Here is a 22,008-nt window from a genome sequence, read left to right on the forward strand (position 1 = left end):
GACCGCGGCCCCCCGCCGTATCCCGCCCCACCGTTGACCTTGGGGGCGGGGCGTCCGCTCGCCGCGCCTGCGCGGGGCGCCCGCGCCGAAGTTGGCCTCGTTGTCCACGGCCAGCGGGATGCCGGTGGACAGCAGGGCGCCGAGGTCCAGGTCGTTCCAGTCGAGGTTCGGGGCGCGTACGACCGTCCGCGCGTCGCGCGCCACCAGGCCGGGTACGGCGACCGCCAGCCCGGCCGGCCACAGGCCCTCCCGTTCCGCCTCGGCGACGACCCGGCGGACCAGGGCGGTGAGTTCCCGGATCACCGGTCCGGGAGCACGGCCGCGGTTCGCGCCGTGCCGCACGGCCCGCGCGCGGACCGCGCCGCGCAGATCCACCGCGCACACCGCGAGATGGTCGACGCCGACCTCCGCCCCGATGCCGGCCGGACCGTGCCCGCTGACGGTGAGCGCCGATCCCGGTCGGCCCACCCTGCCGGGCCGTTCGGGGCCCAGCTCCTCCAGCAGCCCGGTGCGGATCAGCTCGTCCACGAGGGTCGACACCGCGGCACGCGTCAGACCGATGCGTGAGGCGACGGCGGCACGCGAGAGCGAGCCCTCGGCGCTGACCGCGTGCATCACGCGGGCGAGATTGCGACGGCGGATGCCCTGCTGGGTGTCGGGCAGAGCGCGGCCGGTCCCGGCCGGCCGGGCCTCGTACAGCGGTGCGGTCATGCCTCCGTCAGTCCTCGGTCCGTGTCCCCGGCAGACGTCCTCTGCCGGCTCCGTCGATGGGCGTCATTCAGTGGGCGTCGGTCATTGGGCGTCCGTCCCCCGCTCCAGCAGCGGGGCCGCGTCGGAGAGTACCCCGGAGATCCGGGCCAGTGTCTCCTCGTCCCGCTCCACGGCATCCAGCACCGGTCCGGCGGCGGTGTTCCAGCGGCGGGCGACGGAGGTCGGGTCCTCGCCGGTCAGCAGTCCGGCCGCCTGTGCCGCGGCACCGAGCGCGACCAGTTCCTTGGCCTCGGGCACCTGTACCGGCCGGCCCGACAGCCGCCGTACGGTCTGCTGCCAGGCCGTGCCGCGGGCTCCGCCGCCGATCAGCAGCAGCGGTGCGCTGCGGTCCGCGTCCTCGTCGAGCACCAGGTCGAGGGCGCCGAGCAGCGAGTGGACGGCGCCGTCGTACGCCGCCTGCAGGAGTTGCCCGCCCGTCGTGTCGTGGCGCAGCCCGTGCAGCAGACCGGCGGCGTTCGGCAGGTTCGGGGTGCGCTCGCCGTCCAGGTACGGCAGGAGGGTGACCGAGCCGCCGGTCTCCACGGCCTCGCGGTCCAGGCCCAGCAGCGCCGCGATGCGATCGACGGCGAGGGTGCAGTTCAGGGTGCAGGCCAGCGGCAGCCAGTCGCCGTGCGCGTCGGCGAAACCCGCGACGGTGCCGGTCGGGTCGGTGGGGCGGTGCTTCGACACGGCGTACACGGTGCCCGACGTGCCGAGGCTCAGTACCGGGGTGCCGGGGCGCAGCCCGAGGCCCAGCGCGGCCGCCGCGTTGTCGCCGGTGCCCGGCGCGACCAGGGTGCCCTTGGAGAACGGCAGGTCATGGCTGTCGCGCACCGTTCCTGCCACCTCGCCCGGCCGCACGACCCGGGGCAGCAGCGCCGGGTCGAGTCCCACGTGCCGCAGGGTCTCCTCGTCGTACGACTCGGTCCCGGACGCCCACCAGCCGGTGCCGGAGGCATCGCCCCGGTCCGTCGTGCCCTGGCCGGTGAGGCGCTCGGTGAGGTAGTCGTGCGGGAGGCGCACCGCCTTGGTGGCGCGGACGGCGTCCGGCTCGTTCTCGGCGAGCCAGGCCCACTTCGTGACCGTGAAGGAGGCGCCGGGCACACTCCCGGTGCGCTCCGCCCAGCCCTTGGGGCCGCCCAGCTCCTCGACCAGACGGTGCGCCTGGGGAGCCGAGCGCACGTCGTTCCAGAGCAGGGCGGGGCGTACCGGCTCACCCCGGGCGTCCAGGGTGACCAGACCGTGCTGCTGGCCGCCGATCGACACCGCGGCCGCCTCGTGGGCCGCGTCACCGCACTGGCGCAGTGCCTCGCACAGCGCGTCCCACCACTGGCGCGGGTCGCTCTCCCGGCCGGCGCCGGAGGAGACGGTGTGGGGAGCCTGGCCGCTCGCCACGACCTCCCCGGTGGACGCGTCGACGACCAGCGCCTTGGTGGACTGGGTGGACGTGTCCACGCCGACGACGAGCGGACCCTCGGCTGCTGACATCGGGCTCTCCCTTTTCCCCGGCTCGCGGGATCTGGCCTGGTGTTTTCCGATGTGTCCAGGGAGTGGCGAGTGGTACGTCACCCCTTTGAGGACATCTTGTCTCTTCCCAGAGACGCGAGCGCATACTAATTTGTAAACGGCCATGACGAAATAGTCGGAGCAAGCAAGGAGTCGCGGCATGAGCTACCAGCCCACCCCCGAGGACAGGTTCACCTTCGGCCTGTGGACCGTCGGCTGGCAGGGACGGGACCCGTTCGGCGACGCCACCCGCCGCGCCCTCGACCCGGTCGAGACGGTGCAGCGCCTGGCAGAGCTGGGCGCCTACGGTGTGACCTTCCACGACGACGACCTGATCCCCTTCGGGTCCTCGGACGCCGAGCGCGAGTCGCACATCAAGCGCTTCCGCCAGGCCCTGGACGCGACCGGCCTGACCGTGCCGATGGCCACGACCAACCTCTTCACCCACCCGGTCTTCAAGGACGGCGCGTTCACCGCCAACGACCGCGACGTGCGCCGCTACGCGCTGCGCAAGACCGTCCGCAACATCGACCTGGCGGTCGAGCTGGGCGCGAAGACGTACGTCGCCTGGGGCGGCCGGGAGGGGGCCGAGTCCGGTGCCGCCAAGGACGTGCGCGTCGCCCTCGACCGCATGAAGGAGGCCTTCGACCTCCTGGGCGAGTACGTCACCTCCCAGGGCTACGACCTGCGCTTCGCCATCGAACCCAAGCCGAACGAGCCGCGCGGCGACATCCTGCTGCCCACCGTCGGCCACGCGCTCGCGTTCATCGAGCGCCTGGAGCGCCCGGAGCTCTACGGCGTCAACCCCGAGGTCGGCCACGAGCAGATGGCCGGGCTGAACTTCCCGCACGGCATCGCGCAGGCCCTGTGGGCGGGCAAGCTCTTCCACATCGACCTCAACGGCCAGTCCGGCATCAAGTACGACCAGGACCTGCGCTTCGGCGCCGGTGACCTGCGGTCCGCCTTCTGGCTGGTCGACCTCCTGGAGACCGCCGGCTACGACGGTCCCCGGCACTTCGACTTCAAGCCGCCGCGGACGGAGGACTTCGACGGCGTGTGGGCGTCGGCGGCCGGCTGTATGCGCAACTACCTCATCCTCAAGGAGCGCTCGGCGGCCTTCCGCGCCGACCCGGAGGTCCAGGAGGCCCTGCGTGCCTCGCGGCTCGACCAGCTGGCGCAGCCCACCGCGGCAGACGGTCTGCAGGCGCTGCTCGCCGACCGCACGGCGTTCGAGGACTTCGACGCGGAGGCGGCCGCCGCGCGCGGGATGGCCTTCGAGCAGCTCGACCAGCTGGCCATGGACCACCTGCTGGGCGCACGGGGCTGAACCGCACGCGCGTGGGGCGGCCGTTTCATGGCTGCCCCACGCGCGCGTGCCGTTGTCCGTCCCTGCCGAGCGGCCCCTGGACGGAATGCTCCGAAACCGCGCGGTCCCTGCACGAGTGCGTATCAACTTCCGTGCGGGGGTCGCGCGTTGCCCGATGCGAGGCGACCCTTGACGGTATGGCCATGCCGCCCGTGCCACCCCGGCCGCCCGGACCCCCGAGCGACACCCCGCCTCCGGGCGGCGGCTTCGGACCGCCGCCCGGAGGCTACGACCCGCCGACGACCCCCTTCGGCGCTCCTGAGGCCCCGAGCAGGCGCCGGACCCCGCTGTTCGCCGTGCTGGCCGTCCTCGTGACCGCGGCGGCCGTCGCGGCCGTGGTCCTGATGGCCTCGGGCGGCGACGGCTCACCGGAGAAGAAGCCACCCGCGCAGAACAGCGCGAGCACGGGCGGCTCTCCCAGGCCTTCCTTCAGCATCCCCACCGCACTGCCCAGCAGACTTCCGTCGAAGCTGCCGAGCGGGCTGCCGTCGGGGTTCCCCACCGAGGTGCCGAGTAGCCTCGAATCGATCCTGCCGTCCCTCGTGGGGGAACTTCCCTGACGGGGCGTTCTAGATGCCCTTGGGCAGCCGGACGTAGGTCACCGTCGTCTCGATGCCGCTGTCGACCAGACGGCCCTGCGCGTCGAAGGCGCCGGGGCCGTCCGTCATCCCGAGGTCGTTGTCGTTGATGAGGGCGAGCGTGTCGCGGTCCACGCGCGCGATGCCCTCGATCTTCCCGGGCACACCGCTCACCGTGCCCAGGTCCACGACGAGCCGCTTGGCGAGCACCGGGACGCCCGCGGCCGCCGGGTCCTCCAGCTGCTCCAGCGACGGGGACGTCGTGTCGTCGTCCCAGGGGCCGCCGAGGACGTCCGCCTTGTGCCCCAGCCTCACCAGCTGCAGCCGGGCCGTCTTGTCGGTGCGCTCCTCGACCAGCAGCCGGTCACCGCCCACGGCGACCACCGAGGAGATCTTGAGCTCGGAAGGGTCGTCCTCGCTCGGGTCGACCACGTTCACCGGGTCGAAACGGTAGGCGTACTCGGCGGTGACCGCCTTCTTCTTCGGCGAGAACCGCAGCAGACGCGTCGTGCGCGAGGCGTCACCGGCGTTCGCGTCCGGCAGGGAGAGCGGGCTCTGCACGGCCATCACCAGGTCTCCGCAAGGCAGTTGGGCCAGCCCCTCGAACCCGCGGTTGATCTTCCGGTGCAGCAGCACGGACGGCAGCGCCTCGACCACCGGGTAGTCGGTGCCCGTGAGGTTCAGCCCCTTGGGCACGTAGCGTGTGAGCACCGTGCCGCGCGCGGAGACATGGATCAGCGACGGGCCGTACTCGTCGACGAGCCAGAAGGTCCCGTCCTCGGCCCGCACGATGCCCTCGGTGTCCACACCGTTCGGGTTGTACGACAGGGGGGTCTTCGCGTCATAGCTGTACGGCGCCTCGTCCCGGCCCTGCTGGTTGGACAGCCCGGTGACGGCCTTGCCCGACCGGGTGGTGAGCGGAATCGCGTCGATCACCTCCACCTCGTCCCCGGTCACCCGGATCTTCACGATCGCCGGGTCGAAGCCCGGTACCGGGAACGTACGGCGCTTCTTGCCGTCCACCTTGATCTGGCCGTTGGGGCCGCGGTCGGTGACCGTCCAGTACTCGCCCTTGCGGCCCGCCGGGTAGATGTCGCTGCCGATGCCGCCGAGGTCCACACCCCGGTCGTCGTCCACGCTGCCGGGAAGCAGGGCGTTGCTGAACGCGCCGAGCGGGATGTCGCCGAGCGTCGCCGTACGGACGACGTGCGCGGCGTCCCCGGACGGCGCCGCCGCGGCCGTACCGGCGGCCACGAGCGCGGCCGCGAGGGCCAGGGGCAGACCCGTCGTGACGGAACGGTTGACGAAGCGGCGCCGGCCGGTGGCGTGCGGGGACATCGGGCCTCCTGGGAGCAAGTTCATTGACAGCGGCCAGATTTGGGTCCTCGACGGAACGTCGTACGACCGTCGGATGAACGGAAGGCGTCTTCCACTCGTCGGTCGTGATGGTCTCGTGAGGGGCTGGGGATCGCATGAGTGGCGGATCGTCAGGAACCCGAGAAGGCACCGGCCTTCCTCAGGACCCTCCGGACGGTTCGTCATCGAGCGACAGCCGGGCCGCCGCAAGTGCCGTCGCCGGATCCCGTTCCGGGCCTCCCGCGGGCAGCCAGAGGCCGCGCTCCTCGATGTACGGCCACCAGCGGCAGTCCCGGCCCAGGCGCAGCTGAATCCCGGCCCCCGGGACCGTCCACCGGTTGCCCGACGCCTGCAGCTGCGGCCGATCGTCGTCCTCGCCCCGAGCCGCTTCGAGCGCGGCACGCGTGCGTGCGAGCGCTTCGCCCGTCACCTGCCACTCCTCGTCCAGCACGGACAGCGCTGCCGCACCACCGTGGCGCCAGGCGCGCACGGCCGCCGAAAGCCCTTTCCGGTCACGCCCCGCTCCCTCGGCGAGCCGGTCCGCGACGGCCCCCTCAGGGGCGCCGACGGCCAGGCGCACGGCATCCTGCTCCACCGTCAACTCGGCTTGGAAGGGCCCTGGTTCCGGCACGGCGCCGAGTGCTTCCGCCAGCAACCGGTGTGCCTCCGCGGCGGTCCGCGCGGCCAGGTGGGCCAGCGCCGCTGGATCGACCCCGGGGGCGGGCGGCGCCTCGGCGTCCAGGGAGGCAGGCGCGCCGGGCACGTCCGGGAGGCCGGGCAACGCGGGCAGCGGAGGGAGGATGTCTCCGGCCGCCCAGGCCTCCGCGGCATCCACCCCCACAGGCTCGGCAGCCTGCTCCTCGGAAGAGGTGCCGCGCGACTGCAGAGCGTCGAAGAACGCGCCCTTTCCGATGCCGCGCATCAGCAACAGGACGAACGGATCCTCGTCCAGCAGCCGCGCCACCTGGTGGCAGAGCGCTGCCGTGTGCCCGCAGTGGTCCCAGGCGCCACAGCCGCACTCGGCTTCCAGATCGCCCAGGCCCGGCAGGAGTTCGATCCCCACGGCCGCAGAGTCCTCGACCAGGTGCGGGGGGAGCTCCCGGTCGAGCAGCGCCGCCACGTGCCCCGCACGCTCGACGGCCAGGTCCAGGAAACGGTCCCACTGCTCGTCGGCCAGCCGCGGCAGCAGGACGTCGGCCCGGTGTGCCGCGCGCCCCGGCTCGCGCACCATCGCCGTCACACGACCCGGGCGCACGGACACGGCACCCACCGCACCCGCGCGGGCGAGCCTGCGTCCCGCCTTGACCTGCGTCGCGTCCAGCGCCGTGTCCTCCAGGGACCGCAGCCAGGCCCGGCCCCACCACGTCCGAGCGAAGCCCCGTCCGCGCGCGGGCGCCGAGGCGGGGAACGTGCGCTCCGTGTCGTCGTCGTACCGGCTCATCGCGCCTCCCCGCGCAGTGCCACCAGATCGGCCAGTTCCGCGTCCGTCAGCTCGGTGAGAGCCGCCTCGCCGGATCCGAGCACCGCCTCGGCCAGCTCGCGTTTGCGGCTCAGCAGCTCCGCGATGCGGTCCTCGACCGTGCCCTCGGCGATCAGCCGGTGCACCTGTACCGGCCGGGTCTGGCCGATGCGGTACGCGCGGTCCGTGGCCTGCGCCTCCACAGCAGGGTTCCACCAGCGGTCGTAGTGCACCACGTGCTCGGCCCGGGTGAGGTTCAGGCCCGTGCCGGCGGCCTTCAACGACAGCAGGAAGACGGGCACCTCACCGTCCTGGAACCGTCGCACCATCGCCTCACGACCGGCGACGGGCGTGCCGCCGTGGAGAAGCTGCGACGCCACCCCACGGGCCGACAGATGGCGTTCCAGGAGGCGCGCCATGCGGACGTACTGGGTGAAGACCAGAACACCCGCCCCCTCGGAGAGGATCGTGTCGAGCAGTTCGTCCAGAAGCTCCAGCTTCCCCGAGCGCCCCGCGATCGTCGGGCGGTCCTCCTTGAGGAACTGCGCCGGGTGATTGCAGATCTGCTTCAGGCCGGTGAGCAGCTTCACGATCAGGCCCCTCCGCTCCATGCCGCCGGCCGCCCGGATCCGATCCAGCGTCTCGCGCACCAAGGCCTCGTACAGGCCCGTCTGTTCCTCGGTCAGCGGCACCGGGTGATCGGTCTCGGTCTTGGGCGGCAGTTCGGGCGCGATGCCGGGGTCCGACTTGCGGCGCCGCAGCAGGAAAGGCCCCACGAGCCGGGAGAGCCGCTCCGCGGAGAGCGGGTCCCGGCCGCTCTCGACAGCCTGCGCGTACCGCGCGCGGAAAGTGCCGAGGCGGCCCAGCAGCCCAGGGGTCGTCCAGTCGAGGATCGCCCACAGCTCGGAGAGGGTGTTCTCCACCGGGGTTCCGGTGAGCGCCACGCGTGCGCGTGCGCCGATGGAGCGCAGCGCCTTGGCGGTCGCCGAGTAGGGGTTCTTCACGTGCTGGGCCTCGTCGGCGACGGCCATGCCCCAGGGCACCTCGCCGAGCCGGGCGGCGTCCATGCGCATCGTGCCGTACGTCGTGAGGACGAACTCCCCGTCGGCCACCGCGTCGAGACCGCGCCGGGCCCCGTGGAACCGGCGCACCGGTGTGCCGGGCGCGAACCGCTCGATCTCGCGCTGCCAGTTGCCGAGCAGGGACGCCGGGCAGACGACGAGCGTGGGACCGGCGGCCGACGCGTCGGTCTGCCGGTGCAGATGCAGGGCGATCAGCGTGATCGTCTTGCCGAGGCCCATGTCGTCCGCCAGGCAGCAGCCCAGGCCCAGAGAGGTCATGCGGGCCAGCCAGCCGAGGCCCCGCAGCTGGTAGTCGCGCAGGGTCGCGTCGAGGGCGGCCGGTGGGACAACCTCTTCCCGCGCCTCCGGGTCGGCGAGCCGGTCCCGCAGTTCCGCCAGCCGACCCGTCGCCCGTACGTCGACGTGGGTGCCGTCGATCTCCACCGAGCCGGTCAGTGCGGCGCCGAGTGCCTCGACCGCGCTGACTTTGCGGTTCTGCCGTGCGCGGGCGTGGCGCGCCTCCTCGGGGTCGATCAGGACCCAGCGGTCGCGCAGCCGCACCAGCGGACGCTTGGCCTCGGCAAGGCGGTCCAGCTCCTCGCGCGTGAGTTCCCGGCCGCCCAGCGCGAACCACCAGCTGAAGCTGAGCAGGGCGTCGGTGGAGGACAGGAGCGAGCGCATGTCCGCCGGATTCCCGTCCCGTCCCGGCTCGCCGTCCGGCGGACCGACGGCCGCATGGACGGACAGTTCGCGCGACAGCTCCCGCGGCCAGTGCACGTCGACACCCGCCGCGGCGAGGGCGCGGCCGCCCTCCCCGAGAAGCTCGGCGACCTCGTCGTCCGCGAGTTCGACGGCGTCGGGTACGCCCGCCGAGAGCAGGGGCGTCAGCGGCGGCCAGGCGCGCGCAGCGCGGCGCAGCGCCAGCAGGGCGTCCATCCGCGCGCGCGGGCCGAAGGCACCGCCTGAAGGGTCGGATCCCGCCCACACCTCGGCCGCGTCCGCGACGACGGCGGGTCCGCTCACCCGGTGCACCTGGAGCACGGCACGGAACCGCACGGGCGTGTCGTCGCCCACCTGGTCGTCGGCGTCGTCGTGCGCGGCGTCCTCGAGTCCGGGCACTTCGATGCGCAGCGAGAGCCGTACGCCCGCGTCGTGGCCCGCGGCGATGTCGTCGGCCCAGGCCCGTTGCGCGGGCAGGTGCTGCGGCTCGGGCGCCGCGTAGGCCGGGCCACCCGTCACCAGCCGCGCGGCGGGGGAGCGGGGGAGCGCGTCGGCCACCGCGTCCAGGAAGGCGCGCAGCAGCCGCTCGGGGTCCGGCATCAGGGGCGCCTCGGCGGAGCCGGCCGACGGCACCGCGTGGGCCTCGGGCGGCATGGCGGCGGCGAGTTCGCGGACGAGTGCCGTGTCCCGGGCGGACAGGGGCCCCATCCGCCAGGCGTCGTGATCGGCGGGGGACAGACCGGGCAGCAGCAGACGGCGCGCCAGGAAGTGCAGGGCGAGCACACCCGCCGTGCCCCAGAACGCGGTCGCCCGGTGCGCGTGCGGGAACACACGCGCGCGTGTGAGGAGCGGGAGCGCGGTGCGCACCGGCATCAGCACCGCGGGCACCCGTACCCGCTCGACGCTGCCCCCGCGGGGCAGCAGGACGGTCAGGTCCGCGACCGCTTCCGGCGCGCCGGCCGGGGGAGCCTCGCCGTCGGGTCGCCAGAAGGCGACGGTTCCGGTGCGAGCGGGATCCGCCGGTACGAACACGGTGCCGCATCCGGCCAGTTGGGACAGGTCGGAGAGTGGTGCCGGGGGGATTCTCTGCACAGCTCTGCCGTACTCCTCAAATTTGACTACTGAGCTCCGGGTCGCCGAGGGTACAGCACATGGACGGGCGACCTGGAATGGCTAGGCTGTGACCCGAGCCACTTCACCACGTGTTCGATTCGTAGTGCCGGCGCGGACGCTCAGGGACGCGTCGGGGTTGCGTCTCAGGGACGTCTCAGGGTTGCGGTCCGGAACCGCGGGAGGCGCGGGCCCGTTTTCAGATCAGAGAGCGGCAGTGGCCGCGAAGGAGGCGACGCACATGTCGAATAGCGCGAAGATCGCCGCAGGGGGTGTGGCGGTCGGGCTCATTCTGTTGATCTGGGTGCCCTGGTGGGTGTCGTTCCTGATCGTGCTGGGAGTCCCGGCGGCCGCATACCTCATGCTGGACCCCTCGCAGCGGCGCAGGCTGCGCCGTGTCGCGCGCAAGGAGATCGGCCGCTGAGGTGCCGTCGCCCCGGCGTGTCCCCGCCCCTGGCGCCCGGACATCGCCCCGGGCCTCCTCGGCGCCCCTGACGGACGCTGCTGACACGAGTCCCGGCCCGTTGGCCGGGACTCGTCCCGCGCCGGCTCAACTGGGCCGTACGGCCAGCTTGTCGAGTGCCTCCAGGAGGCCGGGGAGCTCCGGGCCGCGGCCCACCGGCAGGACCTCGCCCGGCTCGTCGTCCAGCAGCACGAACGCGATGTCGTCCGTACGGGCCACCATCGACCAGCCGGGGCCGTCGGCGCGCAGGGTCCGGGCATCGCCGGGCGCGAACGAGGAGCGGACCCGGCCGAGAGGCGGTGGCGAGTCCACGTACGCGCGTGCTTCCGCCAGGACCCGCCGGACCCCGCCGTGGCCCTTCGGCGCGTCCTCCGTGCCCTTCGGAGCGTCTTCTCCCGCCTCCTGCGGCGCGTTGCCCGGCGCCGGGAAGTCGGCGTCGTCGATCTGCTCCCGCCACACCGCCCACTGGAGCGCGATCTCGTCCGCACCCAGGCGCCGCTGGGCCGGGCCCCAGGAGCTTGTGTCCGGCGGGGTCAGCGGGCTGCCGTCCGCCATGTCGGGGCCGGGATCGTGCGGCGCCGGCACGCCCGGAGCCGCAACGGCGACCGCGAGGGGCCAGCCCGGCAGCGCGGCGACGACCGTGCGCTCGTCCGGCGACAGTTCGTACTCCATGCCGCAGTCCCAGGACGCGATCGCGACCGCGACCAGCGAGACGTCGTCGATGACGACCGTCCAGCGGGCCCCGTCGCCGTCCTGGCCCAGCACCAGCCCGTATCCGTCGGCACGCGGCGCGAGGCCCAGCGCCGTACAGGCCTCCGGATAGTCGTCACCCAGCACGCTCGGAAACTGCGCAGGCGTAAGCAGCACCGCCGTGAGCACGTACAGCGCATCGTCCGCGGCGGCGACGGCCTCGTCTTCTGTCTCGGCCATCCCAGCCTCCCCAGTGGTTCGTCCAACGGCGCGCACCCTAGTGCGAGCGGAAGGCGGTTGTCACGACTCCCCATCAGACCCGGAGCTGCAGTTTTCCACCTGGAGCGGGCGAAACGACCGGATCCGCGGCCGGTAGGTCAGGACACCGGCAGCCCGAGAAGGTCGCGAGCCACCGTCCGGGGCGACTCGTCGCGCTCCCGGGCCAGCACGATCACGGCCCGGCACGCCAGCTCGCTCACCCCGAACGACAGTGCCTCCGGGGACACCCAGCCCGCCGCTTCGTCGATCCGGTCCTCGTCGTCCTCCGCGCGGGCCGACACATAGGCGGCCGCGGCCTCGAACAAGTTGTGTGCGCGCTTCTCCCCGCCGACGGCCTCCTTCGTGCTCGCGGAGGACCGGAATCCGGTGACGTACTTACGGATCGTGTCGAACATGCGGACCGCCTTCCGTCTGTGTGGCTTCGACTCTGATCGCTCATCTGCTCCTGTTCAACGTAGAGTTGGAGCTTCGGCGACAGAAGAGGGTCGAATCGGTGAAGTGGTTCGAGCGGCCCGAACACGGACGTCTCAGCGGCCGGCCTCGTCGAGTGAGGCGATGGTGTCGCGCAGCCAGCTGAGTTCGGCCTGGCTCGTGGCACGCGCGATGGTGAGGATGCCGCTCCGGAAGGGGTCGTCCAGCTCTTCGGCGCGCAGCGGCCGGTCACCTTCGTAGAAGAAGCTCGCCGGCTCCTCCAGGAAGGCCAGCCTGCGCCGCAGGACCGTCGCCTGGGCGGCGGGGTCGTCGAGGCGTCCGAGGAAGGCGAGCACCGTGAACCAGCGGTTCTCGTCGGTGATGTCGCGCTGCGCCGGGTCGGCGAGCCGGCGACGCAGTTCGCTCCGGCCCTCCTCGGTGAGCGTGAGCACATGGCGCGGCGCGGCCACGGACCCCGGCTCGGTGGCCCGGGCCAGGAGGCCGGCCTTCTCCAGCCGCTTGATCGCGGGATAGAGCGTGCTCTCGGCCACGGGGCGGACATGTCCGGTCAGCGCGGCGATGTGCTTGCGCAGGACATAGCCGTGCAGCGGGGCGTCGTAGAGGAAACCGAGGATCGCGAGCTCCAGCATGCCCGCATTCTCTCGTAAGCGCGCTGTACATCGAAACCTCAATACTTCGACTTACGGATACCTCGGTTCCGATGTATCTTGGCGGCGTGCCGAACGCGGCATTCGAGCGACTCAGGGGGACCCCGTGAAGCAGACCGAGTTCGACGGCAAGGGCAGCTGCATCCGCTGGACGGAGACGCCCGGCGAGGAGCCCGCGCGGGTGTACGTGCACGGACTGGGGTCGGTCTCGTCCGTGTACCACGCGCACATCGCGGCCCGCCCGGAACTTGCCGGCAGGCGGAGCCTGTTCGTCGATCTGCCCGGACACGGCATCAGTGACCGGCCCGAACACTTCGGGTACACGCTGGAGGACAACGCCGACGCCCTGGCCGCGGCCCTGGACGCGGCCGGTCTCGCCGGGACCGAGCTGATCGCGCACAGCATGGGCGGGGCGGTCGCCATCGTGCTCGCCCGTCGGCGGCCCGATCTCGTCTCCCGACTGGTCCTCGCCGAGGCCAACCTCGACGCTTTCCCGCCGGCGACGGCGGGGAGCAGCGGCATCGCCTCTTACGAGGAGGACGAGTTCGTCGACGGGGGGCACGCGCGCGTGCTGCGGAAGGTCGGCCCCCTCTGGGCGGCGACCATGCGGCTCGCCGACCCGCGGGCCCTGCACCGCACCGCCGTCGGGCTCCGGCGCGGTTCGGAACCCGTCATGCGCACCATCCTGGAAGGACTGGAGATCGACCGTGTGTACCTTCAGGGCGAGCTGAGCGGTGAACTCCCCGGCAGGGAGGCCCTGGAAGCCGTCGGTGTTCGCGTGGTGACCGTGCCCGGCGCCGGGCACAACGTCATGTTCGACAACCCGGACGCCTTCGTGGCGGCGGTCGCGGGGCGGGTGTGAGGCGGGTGTGAGGAGCGGGTGCGAGGGCCGTTCCGGCACACGACCGGCGGCGCCCCGCGCGCCGCGCTCAGCGCTCCCGGACCGCCAGCGCGAGGAAGCGGGTGTCCTCGTCGACGTACGACGTCATACGCCACCCGGAGCCTGCCAGCAGGGGACCGAGGTTGGCCTCCGCGCGCAGGTCGTCCGGGGTGATCTGCCGCCCCTGGCGCGCGGCCAGGGCCGCCCGGCCGATCGGGTGGAACAGTGCCAGCGTGCCGCCGGGCCGTACCACACGCGCCAACTCCCGCAGATTCTCGGCCGGATGGGGCAGGTGCGCGATGAGGCCCGCCCCGAACACGGCGTCGAGGGACTTAGACCGAAGCGGCAGCGCGGCGACATCGGCGAGCACCAGCCGGCCGTCGCGGTCCCTCCCGGCCCGTACGGCCGCCTCCAGCATCTCCGGAGTCAGATCGACCCCCACGACCACGCCCGAGGCTCCCACGGCCGCGCGCAGCGGCGGCAGGGCGCGTCCCGTGCCGCAGCCCGCGTCGAGCACCCGGTCACCCGTGCGCAGCCCCAGGTCGGCCACGGCGGACGCGTAGGCGGGGCCGTCGTCGGGGAACTTGCTGTCCCAGTCGGCAGCACGGGCCCCGAAGAACTCCTGGACGTGTGTGTGGTCGTCGCTCATGCTCCGCATGATCCCTCACCGGCACGCTTTCGTACGTCCGCTGGTGCCTCTACGCCCATGACGCAGAGCGCCTTCTACGCGCATGTTCGAGCGGGACGCGATCGTTCCAGCGCGTCTCCATGTCATATTCCGGCACCTTTCGAAATGCGCCCCCTCGGTGCACCCGTGCACCCCTAGCGTCCCGGGGCCATGGGACACCTCGACCACGCCACCTTCGGCTGGCTGACCCCTGTGCTGTCGTATGCGATGGCCTGCGTCGGCGCCGCACTGGGACTGCGCTGCACCGTCCGCGCGCTCGGCACCGTGGGTCGCTCACGCCGCAACTGGCTCGTCACCGCGGCCTCCGCGATCGGTACCGGCATCTGGACCATGCACTTCGTGGCCATGCTCGGCTTCGGCGTCAGTGGCACGGGCATCCGCTACGACGTGCCGCTGACCATCCTCAGCCTGCTGGTCGCCATGGCCGTCGTCTGCGCCGGTGTCTTCGCCGTGGGCTACAGCCGGGACCGCACCCGGGCGCTGTTCCTCGGCGGCCTCACCACCGGGCTGGGCGTCGCGAGCATGCACTACCTGGGCATGGCGGCGGTACGGCTGCACGGCGACGTCACCTACGACCCGGTGCTCGTCGCGCTCTCCGTCGTGATCGCCGTGGTCGCGGCCACCGCGGCCCTGTGGGCGGGGCTGAACATCAAGTCACCCGTCGCGGTCACGGTCGCTTCCCTCGTCATGGGAGCAGCCGTCAGCAGCATGCACTACACGGCCATGTTCGCGGTGAGCGTGCGCGTCACGCCCTCCGCCTCGGTCCTGCCCGGGGCCACGGCGATGCAGTTCATCTTCCCCCTCGCCGTCGGCCTCGGGTCCTATCTGTTCCTCACCTCGGCGTTCGTCGCCCTCTCGCCTGCGGCGGGCGAGCGCGAAGCGTCCGCTGCCGCCCGGCGGACGGTCGAGAGCGCCGCCGCCCGCTAGTGGGCTCCGGCAGGGCGCGCCCCGCACCACTACCGAGCGAGGAGGCCATGCGTACACCCCGTAGGACCCCCACAGCAGGAGCGGAGACGCAGGCCGCGCCACCGTTGCGCGGCCGCCGTGCGCACGCTGGACCGCCCGCCGACGAAGGCACGGACGAGCCCGCGGGCGCGACGTCTGACCACTCGCCCACGCGCGCGGTGCGATGGCGGATACGGCCGCGGACCGTCCGGGCCAAGGTCGTCTGTCTGCTGATGGTGCCCGTCGTCTCGCTGCTCGCCCTGTGGGCGTACGCCACCGTCAGCACGGTCCAGGACGTGGCCCGGCTGCGGCAGTCCCAGCGCGTCGACTCCGAGTTGCGGTCCCCGGTCGCCGCCGCCGTCACCGCCCTGCAGGCCGAGCGCGCCGCGGCGGTGCTCTGCGCGAGCGACCCGGCCGCCGGACGGAGCGACAACCTCCGCACACTCGCCGCGCGCACCGACCGGGCCGTCGCCAGACTGCGGCTCGGGCGCGACACCACCGTCGCCGACAGCGAGGAACTGCCCCGCGGTGTCGCCCGGCGGCTGGCCGACTTCGTCACCGGAGCCGAGCACCTGCCCGCGTTGCGGACGGCGGTGCTCGACCGCCGGGCCGGCTGGGACGACGCGTACGCGCAGTACACGAAGACCATCGCAAAGGCCTTCACCGTGGACGGAGCCCTCACCGGCGTCCAGGCGGACGACCTCGGCTCCGACGCGCGCGTGCTGCTCGAATTCTCCCGCGCGAGGGAGGCGTTGGCCCAGGAGGACGCGGTGCTGGCGAGCGCCCGCCCCACCGGCGGTCTCCAGGGCGAGCGGCTGCGGCTGTTCACCGGCGCCGCCGCCGCACGCCGTACGCTCACCGAATCCGCCGCGGCGGACCTGCCCGAGGCCCAGCGCGCCGCCTGGCTGGACCTCGCCGACAGCAGTGCCTACACCGCGGTCGGCGCCCTTGAGGACAAGGTCCTCGCCGGTACTCCCGGTTCCCGGGCGCTCGCTGCGGCCCCCGTGGGAGCCTGGAGCGCGGCCCACGCGCGCGTGCGCGACGGGATGCGGTCCATCGAGACGGACGCCGCTCGCACCGTCGCGGGCCGGGCCGATCCGTTCGCACGCGGTCTGCTCACCCCGGCAGGCGCCGCGGTCCTCTTCGGCCTGGTCGCCGTTGCCGCCTCGCTCGTCATCTCCGTCCGCATCGGGCGCGCCCTCGTCGTGGAACTGGTGAGCCTGCGCAACAGCGCCCTGGATCTCGCCCGCCGCAAACTTCCCGAGGCGATGCGGAAGCTGCGCGCGGGCGAGGAGATCGACATCCGGGCCGAGGCGCCGTCCGGACCACCCGCGGAGGACGAGACCGGCCAGGTCGCCGAGGCACTCGGCACCGTGCACCGCGCCGCGCTGCGCGCCGCCGTGGAACGCGCCGAACTCGCCGACGGGATCTCGGGCGTGTTCGTCAACCTCGCTCGCCGCAGTCAGATCCTGGTCCATCGCCAGCTCAGCCTCCTGGACAGCATGGAGCGCCGCTCCGAGGACCCCGACGAGCTCAGCGACCTCTTCCGCCTCGATCACCTCACCACCCGTATGCGGCGCCACGCGGAGAGCCTGATCATCCTCTCCGGAGCGGCACCCGGACGGGCCTGGCGCATGCCGGTGTCCCTGACCGACGTGGTGCGCGCGGCCGTATCCGAAGTCGAGGACTACGCGCGTGTGGAGGTACGCCGGCTCTCCGAGGCCTCCGTCATCGGCGCGGCCGTCGCCGACCTCACCCATCTGCTCGCAGAGATCGTGGAGAACGCCGCCCAGTTCTCGCCGCCCCACACGCGCGTGCGCATCACCGGCGAACCCGTCGGCAACGGCTACGCCGTGGAGGTCGAGGACCGGGGCCTGGGCATGGGGCAGGAGACGCTCGCCGAGGCGAACCGGCGTATCGAGCAGTCCGAGGCACTCGACCTGTTCGACAGTGACCGCCTCGGGCTCTTCGTGGTCAGCAGACTCGCCGCGCGCCACGGCATCAAGGTCCATCTGAAGACCTCGCCCTACGGCGGCACGACCGCCGTGGTCCTGCTGCCCACCGCCCTGCTGCACAGCGGCGCGGCGGAACGTTCCCCCCACTCGACGGGGGACGCGGAACGGGCGGCGGAACGCGAGTACGCGCGCGTGCCCGGCGCGGCCTCGCTCCCGGAGGCCGTCGCCTCGTCGGTCGACCGACCCGCCCTGGCGGCCACCGTCCCGGCACCGACGGACACCCCGAGCGGCTCCCCGCCACCGCCTGGAGTCACCACCTTGCGACCGCACCGCCCACCCCACGACCCCGGGGGCTCCGACGACCTCCCGCGCCGGGTACGACAGGCGAACCTCGTCCCCCAACTGCGCGATCGGTGCACCGGGGAGCCGGCCCGGACACCGGCCTCGCGGGAGGACGACCGGCGCACCCCCGAACTCGTGCGGGACCGCATGGCGGCCTACCGCGACGGCTGGGCGCGCGGCGGCGGCAGGCACCCGGGCCGCGGTGCCGCCCCGGACCCCGAACCGGGCACAGACAGCAGCGAAGGAGACCCTGCATGATCCAGGACCCGAGCATGAGGGCCGCCCAGCGATCCGGTGAACTCGACTGGCTGCTGGACGACCTGGTGGTACGCGTGGGCGAGGTGCGGCACGCCGTGGTGCTCTCCAACGACGGCCTGGCCGTCGGCGCCTCGAACGGCCTCAAGCGCGAGGACGCCGAGCACCTGGCCGCCGTCGCCTCCGGCTTCCACAGCCTCGCCAAGGGCACGGGCCGGCACTTCGGAACGGGTGGGGTACGCCAGACCATGGTGGAGATGGACGACGCGTTCCTGTTCGTGGCCGCGGCAGGCGACGGCTCCTGCCTCGCCGTGCTCACCGCCGTGACCGCCGACATCGGACTGGTCGCGTACGAGATGGCCCGGCTGGTCAAACGTGTCGGCGAGCACCTGTGCGCGCCGCCGCGCGTCGCCGTGCGCCCGCCCGCCGGCCGCTGAGCCGAGAGGGCGGTCGGCACCGATGACCCAGGACATGAGGGGCAGCCCGCGGGAGCCGGACAGCCGGTGGTACGACGGCGAGGCCGGGCCCCTGGTCCGCCCGTACGCTTTGACCGGCGGACGTACCAGATCCGGGCCCACCGGAGTGCGGTTCGACCTGATCGCGCTCGTGACGCTCGACTCCGCCGCGCCCGCCGCCCACGACGACCCCGGGCTCGGGCCTGAGCACCGGGCGCTCCTCGACCTGTGCCGCACGGAATCCCAGTCCGTCGCCGAACTCGCCGCGGGCGCCGACCTTCCCGTGGGCGTGGTCAGAGTGCTCCTCGGTGACCTCCTGGAACTGGGCTGTGTCACCGTCAGCCGCCCGGTGCCGCCGGCGCAACTGCCCGATGAACGCATTCTCCGCGAGGTCATCGAGGGGCTGCGGGCGCTGTAGATGAAGGTTCAGAACCAGCCGCGGTACGGCACAGGGTTGCACTCCCTTCCGCCGACAACCGGCGCGATCCGGTCGGATGGTGACGATATCGGTGCAATCCCTCGGAAATAAACGTCAGTTGTCATGATGCTGACTTCGCACACAGACGTCGAACACAGCCGGCACTCCCGAGAGAAGTGATCATGGTCTCCGAGCATTCCGATGCCACGCATGGCGAGACGTCCGCCCTGGCGCTGAAGATACTGGTCGCCGGCGGTTTCGGCGTCGGCAAGACCACCCTGGTGGGAGCGGTCAGTGAGATCAAGCCGCTGCGCACCGAGGAACTGCTCAGCGAGGCAGGCCAGCTGGTGGACGACACGGACGGCGTGGACAAGAAGGTCACCACGACCGTCGCCATGGACTTCGGGCGCATCACCATCCGCGACGGTCTCTCCCTGTACCTCTTCGGCACACCCGGCCAGGACCGGTTCTGGTTCCTCTGGGACGAGTTGTCGCAGGGAGCTCTCGGTGCCGTGGTGCTCGCGGACACCCGGCGGCTGGAGGACTGTTTCCCGGCGGTGGACTATTTCGAGCACCGGCGCATTCCGTTCGTCGTGGCCGTCAACTGCTTCGCCGGCGCCCGCACCTACGGTCCCGACGACGTCTCCCACGCCCTCGATCTCGACCGGGGAACGCCCGTGGTCCTCTGCGACGCCCGTGACCGGGACTCGGGCAAGGAAGTACTGATCCGCCTCGTCGAATACGCCGGGCGGATGCACACCGCCCGGCTCCTCGACTCCGTGAGCTGAGCGGGCGCCTCAGGCCGACAGGTCCTTCACCGCCACGACGTTGTCGACGGCGACGCGGACCACGAGCTCACCCGGAACGCCGTTGCGGGCGCCGAACTCCTCGGCGCGCTCCTCACCCATGTACCGGGCCGCGATCCGGGTCGCCCAGGCCCGTACCTCGTCGAGATCCTCCGACACCCGGGCACGACCGTTCAGGACCACGAAGTGGAACGGCGGCCGGTCGTCGTCCACGCACAGGGCGATCCGTCCGTCACGGGCGAGATTGCGCCCTTTCACGGTCTCCTTGCCGGTGTTGAAGACCACGTCGTCCCCGTCCAGCAGGAACCAGATGGGGGCCACATGCGGGCTCCCGTCTGCCCGTACGGTCGCCAGCTTGCCGGTACGGGTGCCGTGCGAGACGAACGCCCGCCATTCCTCGTCGGTCATCTTCTGTGCCATGCCCCCATCCTCCTTGCCCGGACGGCGGTCGTGGGGAAGGCTGGCGGACAGACCCTCCGGCCAGGGGGAGACATCACACGGGGAGACGGAGCATGGCGCAGAACCAGGGACTCGGCTGGCTGCTCGACGACCTGACGGAGCGCGTGGAACACGTACGTCACGCGCTGGTCCTGTCGAACGACGGCCTGGTGACCGGGGCGAGCACCGGCCTTCGCCGCGAGGACGCCGAGCACCTCGCCGCCGTCGCTTCCGGACTGCACAGCCTGGCCAAGGGTTCGGGACGCCACTTCGGCGCGGGCACGGTGCGCCAGACCATGATCGAGTACGACGACGCCGTCCTGTTCGTGACCGCGGCCGGTACCGGCAGCTGTCTGTGCGTGCTCAGCGGCGCGGAGGCCGACATCGGTCAGATCGCCTACGAGATGACCCTGCTCGTCAACCGGGTCGGCGAACATCTCGGCGTGGACGCCCGACGCCCCGAGCGAACCTCCCCAGCAGACCTCTGACCTGCGCATTTTTGCTTCCCCTCGGAGTTATCCACAGGCTTGCCACGCGATTCGCCAAACCGGCTACGGTTTTTTCACGGCGAGCGCACACGGCGTGAGCCACCGACTCCACGGGGGAGTACGACCATGTCAGGCAACACCGTCGCTCAGCCGCGTTCCCTCACCTGCGCGCCGAGCCGCGCCGCACGCGAACTGAATCTGAAACGAGGTGAGTTCGACCTCGCCGTGCACCTCGGCCGGATCAGGACCGTGCCGGACGAGGGAGGAGGCGGAGGCCGCCGGGTCGAGCACGCCGAGATCGACCGGCTGCGCTCGGGGGAGGGGTTCCCCGAAGTGCTCCGCGACAGCGTCAAGGCCGTGGGCACCACGGAGGGCGCGGAGATCATGAACGTGTCGGCCACCAGGTTCACCCGCTTTGCGCGCCTGGGGCTGGTGGTTCCGGTGAAATTTTATTTGAACCGCTATCGAGCCGTGGTCTGGCTCTATCTGGCCGAGGAACTGCGGGAGTTCGCGGCCGACGAGAAGAACGCGTCCCTGCTGACCGGCCGTACGCCCGAGGTGCTGCGTTCGCAACTGGACACCGGCCTGGATCTGCGCGCCCGGAACTGGCGCGGACGTCACCTCGGCTTCCTGCTCCGCCAGGCCGGCGATCCCTGGGAGCGCGCCGGAGCCTTCGCCGCGTTCCTCGACCCCGCCCATATCGCGGACGTGGTCAAGGACCCGTACGAGCGCTCCCATCTGAACCGGTTCCGCCCGGCGCCACCTGCCCACGGGGCACCGGGATCGCCCTCGGCGCATCTCGCCGAGAAGATCATGACGGCGGACGACCTGGACGAGATCGGCTGGCTCAGGAGCGACCTGGCCCGAGGACTGGAGCAGGCCCGCGCCTACCGACCCGCTCCGCGTCCCGCACCGCGACACGACCCGACGGCACCCACACCCACATCCGCAGCCGTGCCCGAAGCGCCCGAGCGGCCGCGCGGGTTGCTGGGTCGGCTGCGCCGCAGAAGCCTCCGGCCCGCGGAACTGTGAAGCCCCGGCCTACAGGGTCCTGAACAGACCCTCCTGGACGACCGAAACGAGCAGGCGCCCCTCCAGGTCGTAGATGCGCCCGCGAGCCAGACCGCGGCCGCCCGTCGCGATCGGCGACTCCTGGTCGTACAGGAACCACTCGTCCGCGCGGAACGGCCGGTGGAACCACATGGCGTGGTCCAGTGAGGCCATGTCGAAGTTCCGCGCGCCCCACAGGGGTTCGACGGGTATGCGGACCGCGTCCAGGAGAGTCATGTCGCTGGCGTAGGTGAGCGCGCAGGTGTGCACCAGCGGGTCGTCGCCCAGAGGTCCGACCGCTCGCATCCACACCGCGCTGCGCGGCTCCGCGCCCTTGACCTCGTCGGGATTCCACCGCAGCCGGTCGACGTAACGGATGTCGAAGGGCTGACGGCGTGCCATCCGCTCCAACTGCTCAGGCAGAGCGCCCAGATGCTTGCGGATCTCCTCCGTGACCGTCGGCAGGGACTCCGGGTCCGGCACGTCACGGCTCGGCAGCTGGTGCTCGAAAGGTCCTTCCTCAGGCTTGTGAAAGGAGGCGGTGAGATTGAAGATCGTGCGGCCCTGCTGTACGGCGGTGACCCGCCGCGTCGTGAACGACCGCCCGTCGCGGACCCGCTCCACCTGGTACACGATGGGCACGCCCGGCCGGCCCGGGCGCAGGAAGTACGCGTGCAGCGAGTGCACCGGACGCTCGCCGTCCGTGGTGCGACCAGCGGCGACCAGCGCCTGGCCCGCCACCTGGCCGCCGAAGACCCGCTGGAGCGATTCCTGGGGGCTGCGGCCACGGAAGATGTTGACCTCGATCTGCTCCAGGTCGAGCAGGTCGACGAGCCTCTCGGCCGGATTCGTCATGGGTGGCATTCTCCTG

General features: G+C 72.3%; 22 protein-coding genes. 11 read left to right on the forward strand and 11 right to left on the reverse strand.

Features of this window, described 5'->3' with window-relative positions; all coding sequences use genetic code 11:
* Positions 1 to 711 (reverse strand): ROK family transcriptional regulator (locus tag AB0I54_RS36575; RefSeq protein ID WP_363300580.1); only part of this gene is annotated, 711 nt, incomplete at its 3' end.
* 81 nt (positions 712 to 792) lie between these two features.
* A complete protein-coding gene (gene xylB / locus AB0I54_RS36580) occupies positions 793 to 2,238 on the reverse strand; it encodes a xylulokinase (protein WP_363300581.1) in 1,446 nt (481 codons plus the stop codon).
* Between the two features lie 178 nt (positions 2,239 to 2,416).
* Here xylB and xylA point away from each other — a divergent pair, with 178 nt between their 5' ends.
* Together xylA and AB0I54_RS36590 are read left to right on the forward strand one after the other, a co-directional pair.
* Positions 2,417 to 3,583 carry a xylose isomerase gene (xylA, locus tag AB0I54_RS36585; RefSeq protein WP_363300582.1) on the forward strand — a complete coding sequence of 389 codons (1,167 nt, stop codon included), beginning with the start codon at positions 2,417 to 2,419 and terminating at the stop codon, positions 3,581 to 3,583.
* Positions 3,584 to 3,759: 176 nt separating this feature from the next.
* Positions 3,760 to 4,182: a hypothetical protein gene (locus AB0I54_RS36590; RefSeq protein WP_363300583.1), complete on the forward strand. Its 423-nt coding sequence runs from the start codon at positions 3,760 to 3,762 to the stop codon at positions 4,180 to 4,182.
* A gap of 9 nt (positions 4,183 to 4,191) precedes the next feature.
* Here AB0I54_RS36590 and AB0I54_RS36595 read toward each other — a convergent pair whose 3' ends face one another.
* The 3 genes from AB0I54_RS36595 to AB0I54_RS36605 all read right to left on the reverse strand — a co-directional run bounded on the left by AB0I54_RS36595 (position 4,192) and on the right by AB0I54_RS36605 (position 9,888).
* Positions 4,192 to 5,538: an esterase-like activity of phytase family protein gene (locus AB0I54_RS36595; protein ID WP_363300584.1), complete on the reverse strand. Its 1,347-nt coding sequence runs from the start codon at positions 5,536 to 5,538 to the stop codon at positions 4,192 to 4,194.
* Positions 5,539 to 5,716: 178 nt separating this feature from the next.
* A complete protein-coding gene (locus tag AB0I54_RS36600) occupies positions 5,717 to 6,997 on the reverse strand; it encodes an SWF or SNF family helicase (RefSeq protein WP_363300585.1) in 1,281 nt (426 codons plus the stop codon).
* The gene (locus AB0I54_RS36605; protein ID WP_363300586.1) at positions 6,994 to 9,888 is read right to left on the reverse strand and encodes a DEAD/DEAH box helicase; all 2,895 of its coding nucleotides are present in this window, start codon (positions 9,886 to 9,888) and stop codon (positions 6,994 to 6,996) included. Before AB0I54_RS36605 ends, AB0I54_RS36600 begins: the two co-directional genes overlap by 4 nt.
* Before the next feature lie 259 nt (positions 9,889 to 10,147).
* Between AB0I54_RS36605 and AB0I54_RS36610 the strand changes: the two genes are divergently transcribed.
* Positions 10,148 to 10,330: a hypothetical protein gene (locus tag AB0I54_RS36610; RefSeq protein WP_363300587.1), complete on the forward strand. Its 183-nt coding sequence runs from the start codon at positions 10,148 to 10,150 to the stop codon at positions 10,328 to 10,330.
* A gap of 126 nt (positions 10,331 to 10,456) precedes the next feature.
* Here the strand turns inward: AB0I54_RS36610 and AB0I54_RS36615 are convergent, their stop codons facing one another.
* The 3 genes from AB0I54_RS36615 to AB0I54_RS36625 form a co-directional block, all read right to left on the reverse strand.
* Entirely contained in the window at positions 10,457 to 11,299 is an 843-nt protein-coding gene (locus AB0I54_RS36615) for a hypothetical protein (protein WP_363300588.1), read from the reverse strand.
* A gap of 137 nt (positions 11,300 to 11,436) precedes the next feature.
* The gene (locus AB0I54_RS36620; RefSeq protein WP_363300589.1) at positions 11,437 to 11,733 is read right to left on the reverse strand and encodes a hypothetical protein; all 297 of its coding nucleotides are present in this window, start codon (positions 11,731 to 11,733) and stop codon (positions 11,437 to 11,439) included.
* A gap of 132 nt (positions 11,734 to 11,865) precedes the next feature.
* Positions 11,866 to 12,399 carry a PadR family transcriptional regulator gene (locus AB0I54_RS36625; RefSeq protein WP_363300590.1) on the reverse strand — a complete coding sequence of 178 codons (534 nt, stop codon included), beginning with the start codon at positions 12,397 to 12,399 and terminating at the stop codon, positions 11,866 to 11,868.
* Positions 12,400 to 12,523: 124 nt separating this feature from the next.
* On the opposite strand from AB0I54_RS36625, the gene AB0I54_RS36630 reads away from it, so the two are divergent.
* The gene (locus AB0I54_RS36630; protein ID WP_363300591.1) at positions 12,524 to 13,279 is read left to right on the forward strand and encodes an alpha/beta hydrolase; all 756 of its coding nucleotides are present in this window, start codon (positions 12,524 to 12,526) and stop codon (positions 13,277 to 13,279) included.
* Between the two features lie 67 nt (positions 13,280 to 13,346).
* On the opposite strand, the gene AB0I54_RS36635 is transcribed toward AB0I54_RS36630, so the two are convergent.
* Positions 13,347 to 13,946 carry a class I SAM-dependent methyltransferase gene (locus AB0I54_RS36635; protein WP_363300593.1) on the reverse strand — a complete coding sequence of 200 codons (600 nt, stop codon included), beginning with the start codon at positions 13,944 to 13,946 and terminating at the stop codon, positions 13,347 to 13,349.
* Positions 13,947 to 14,135: 189 nt separating this feature from the next.
* Here AB0I54_RS36635 and AB0I54_RS36640 point away from each other — a divergent pair, with 189 nt between their 5' ends.
* The 5 genes from AB0I54_RS36640 to AB0I54_RS36660 all read left to right on the forward strand — a co-directional run bounded on the left by AB0I54_RS36640 (position 14,136) and on the right by AB0I54_RS36660 (position 19,143).
* Positions 14,136 to 14,912, forward strand: a complete 777-nt coding sequence (locus tag AB0I54_RS36640; RefSeq protein ID WP_363300594.1) for an MHYT domain-containing protein — start codon at positions 14,136 to 14,138, stop codon at positions 14,910 to 14,912.
* Positions 14,913 to 14,959: 47 nt separating this feature from the next.
* Positions 14,960 to 17,485, forward strand: coding sequence for a nitrate- and nitrite sensing domain-containing protein (locus tag AB0I54_RS36645; RefSeq protein ID WP_363300595.1), 2,526 nt, complete (start codon positions 14,960 to 14,962; stop codon positions 17,483 to 17,485).
* Complete coding sequence (locus AB0I54_RS36650) at positions 17,482 to 17,919, forward strand: roadblock/LC7 domain-containing protein (protein ID WP_363300596.1); 438 nt, start codon at positions 17,482 to 17,484, stop codon at positions 17,917 to 17,919. The genes AB0I54_RS36645 and AB0I54_RS36650 overlap by 4 nt, the downstream gene beginning before the upstream one ends.
* Positions 17,920 to 17,941: 22 nt before the next feature.
* Positions 17,942 to 18,355, forward strand: a complete 414-nt coding sequence (locus tag AB0I54_RS36655) for a DUF742 domain-containing protein (RefSeq protein ID WP_363300597.1) — start codon at positions 17,942 to 17,944, stop codon at positions 18,353 to 18,355.
* A gap of 182 nt (positions 18,356 to 18,537) precedes the next feature.
* A complete protein-coding gene (locus tag AB0I54_RS36660; protein WP_363300598.1) occupies positions 18,538 to 19,143 on the forward strand; it encodes an ATP/GTP-binding protein in 606 nt (201 codons plus the stop codon).
* A 9-nt stretch (positions 19,144 to 19,152) separates the two neighbouring features.
* Here the strand turns inward: AB0I54_RS36660 and AB0I54_RS36665 are convergent, their stop codons facing one another.
* Positions 19,153 to 19,581: a PPOX class F420-dependent oxidoreductase gene (locus AB0I54_RS36665; protein ID WP_363300599.1), complete on the reverse strand. Its 429-nt coding sequence runs from the start codon at positions 19,579 to 19,581 to the stop codon at positions 19,153 to 19,155.
* 92 nt (positions 19,582 to 19,673) lie between these two features.
* Between AB0I54_RS36665 and AB0I54_RS36670 the strand changes: the two genes are divergently transcribed.
* Together AB0I54_RS36670 and AB0I54_RS36675 are read left to right on the forward strand one after the other, a co-directional pair.
* Complete coding sequence (locus AB0I54_RS36670; protein ID WP_263206034.1) at positions 19,674 to 20,087, forward strand: roadblock/LC7 domain-containing protein; 414 nt, start codon at positions 19,674 to 19,676, stop codon at positions 20,085 to 20,087.
* A gap of 126 nt (positions 20,088 to 20,213) precedes the next feature.
* Entirely contained in the window at positions 20,214 to 21,119 is a 906-nt protein-coding gene (locus AB0I54_RS36675) for a DUF6397 family protein (protein ID WP_363300600.1), read from the forward strand.
* Positions 21,120 to 21,128: 9 nt separating this feature from the next.
* On the opposite strand, the gene AB0I54_RS36680 is transcribed toward AB0I54_RS36675, so the two are convergent.
* Positions 21,129 to 21,992 (reverse strand): acyl-CoA thioesterase II, encoded by an 864-nt coding sequence (locus AB0I54_RS36680; RefSeq protein WP_363300601.1) that lies wholly within the window; start codon positions 21,990 to 21,992, stop codon positions 21,129 to 21,131.
* Positions 21,993 to 22,008: the final 16 nt, after the last annotated feature.

Origin of the sequence: Streptomyces sp. NPDC050625 (genome assembly GCF_040654755.1) — a bacterium.
GTDB lineage: Bacteria > Actinomycetota > Actinomycetes > Streptomycetales > Streptomycetaceae > Streptomyces.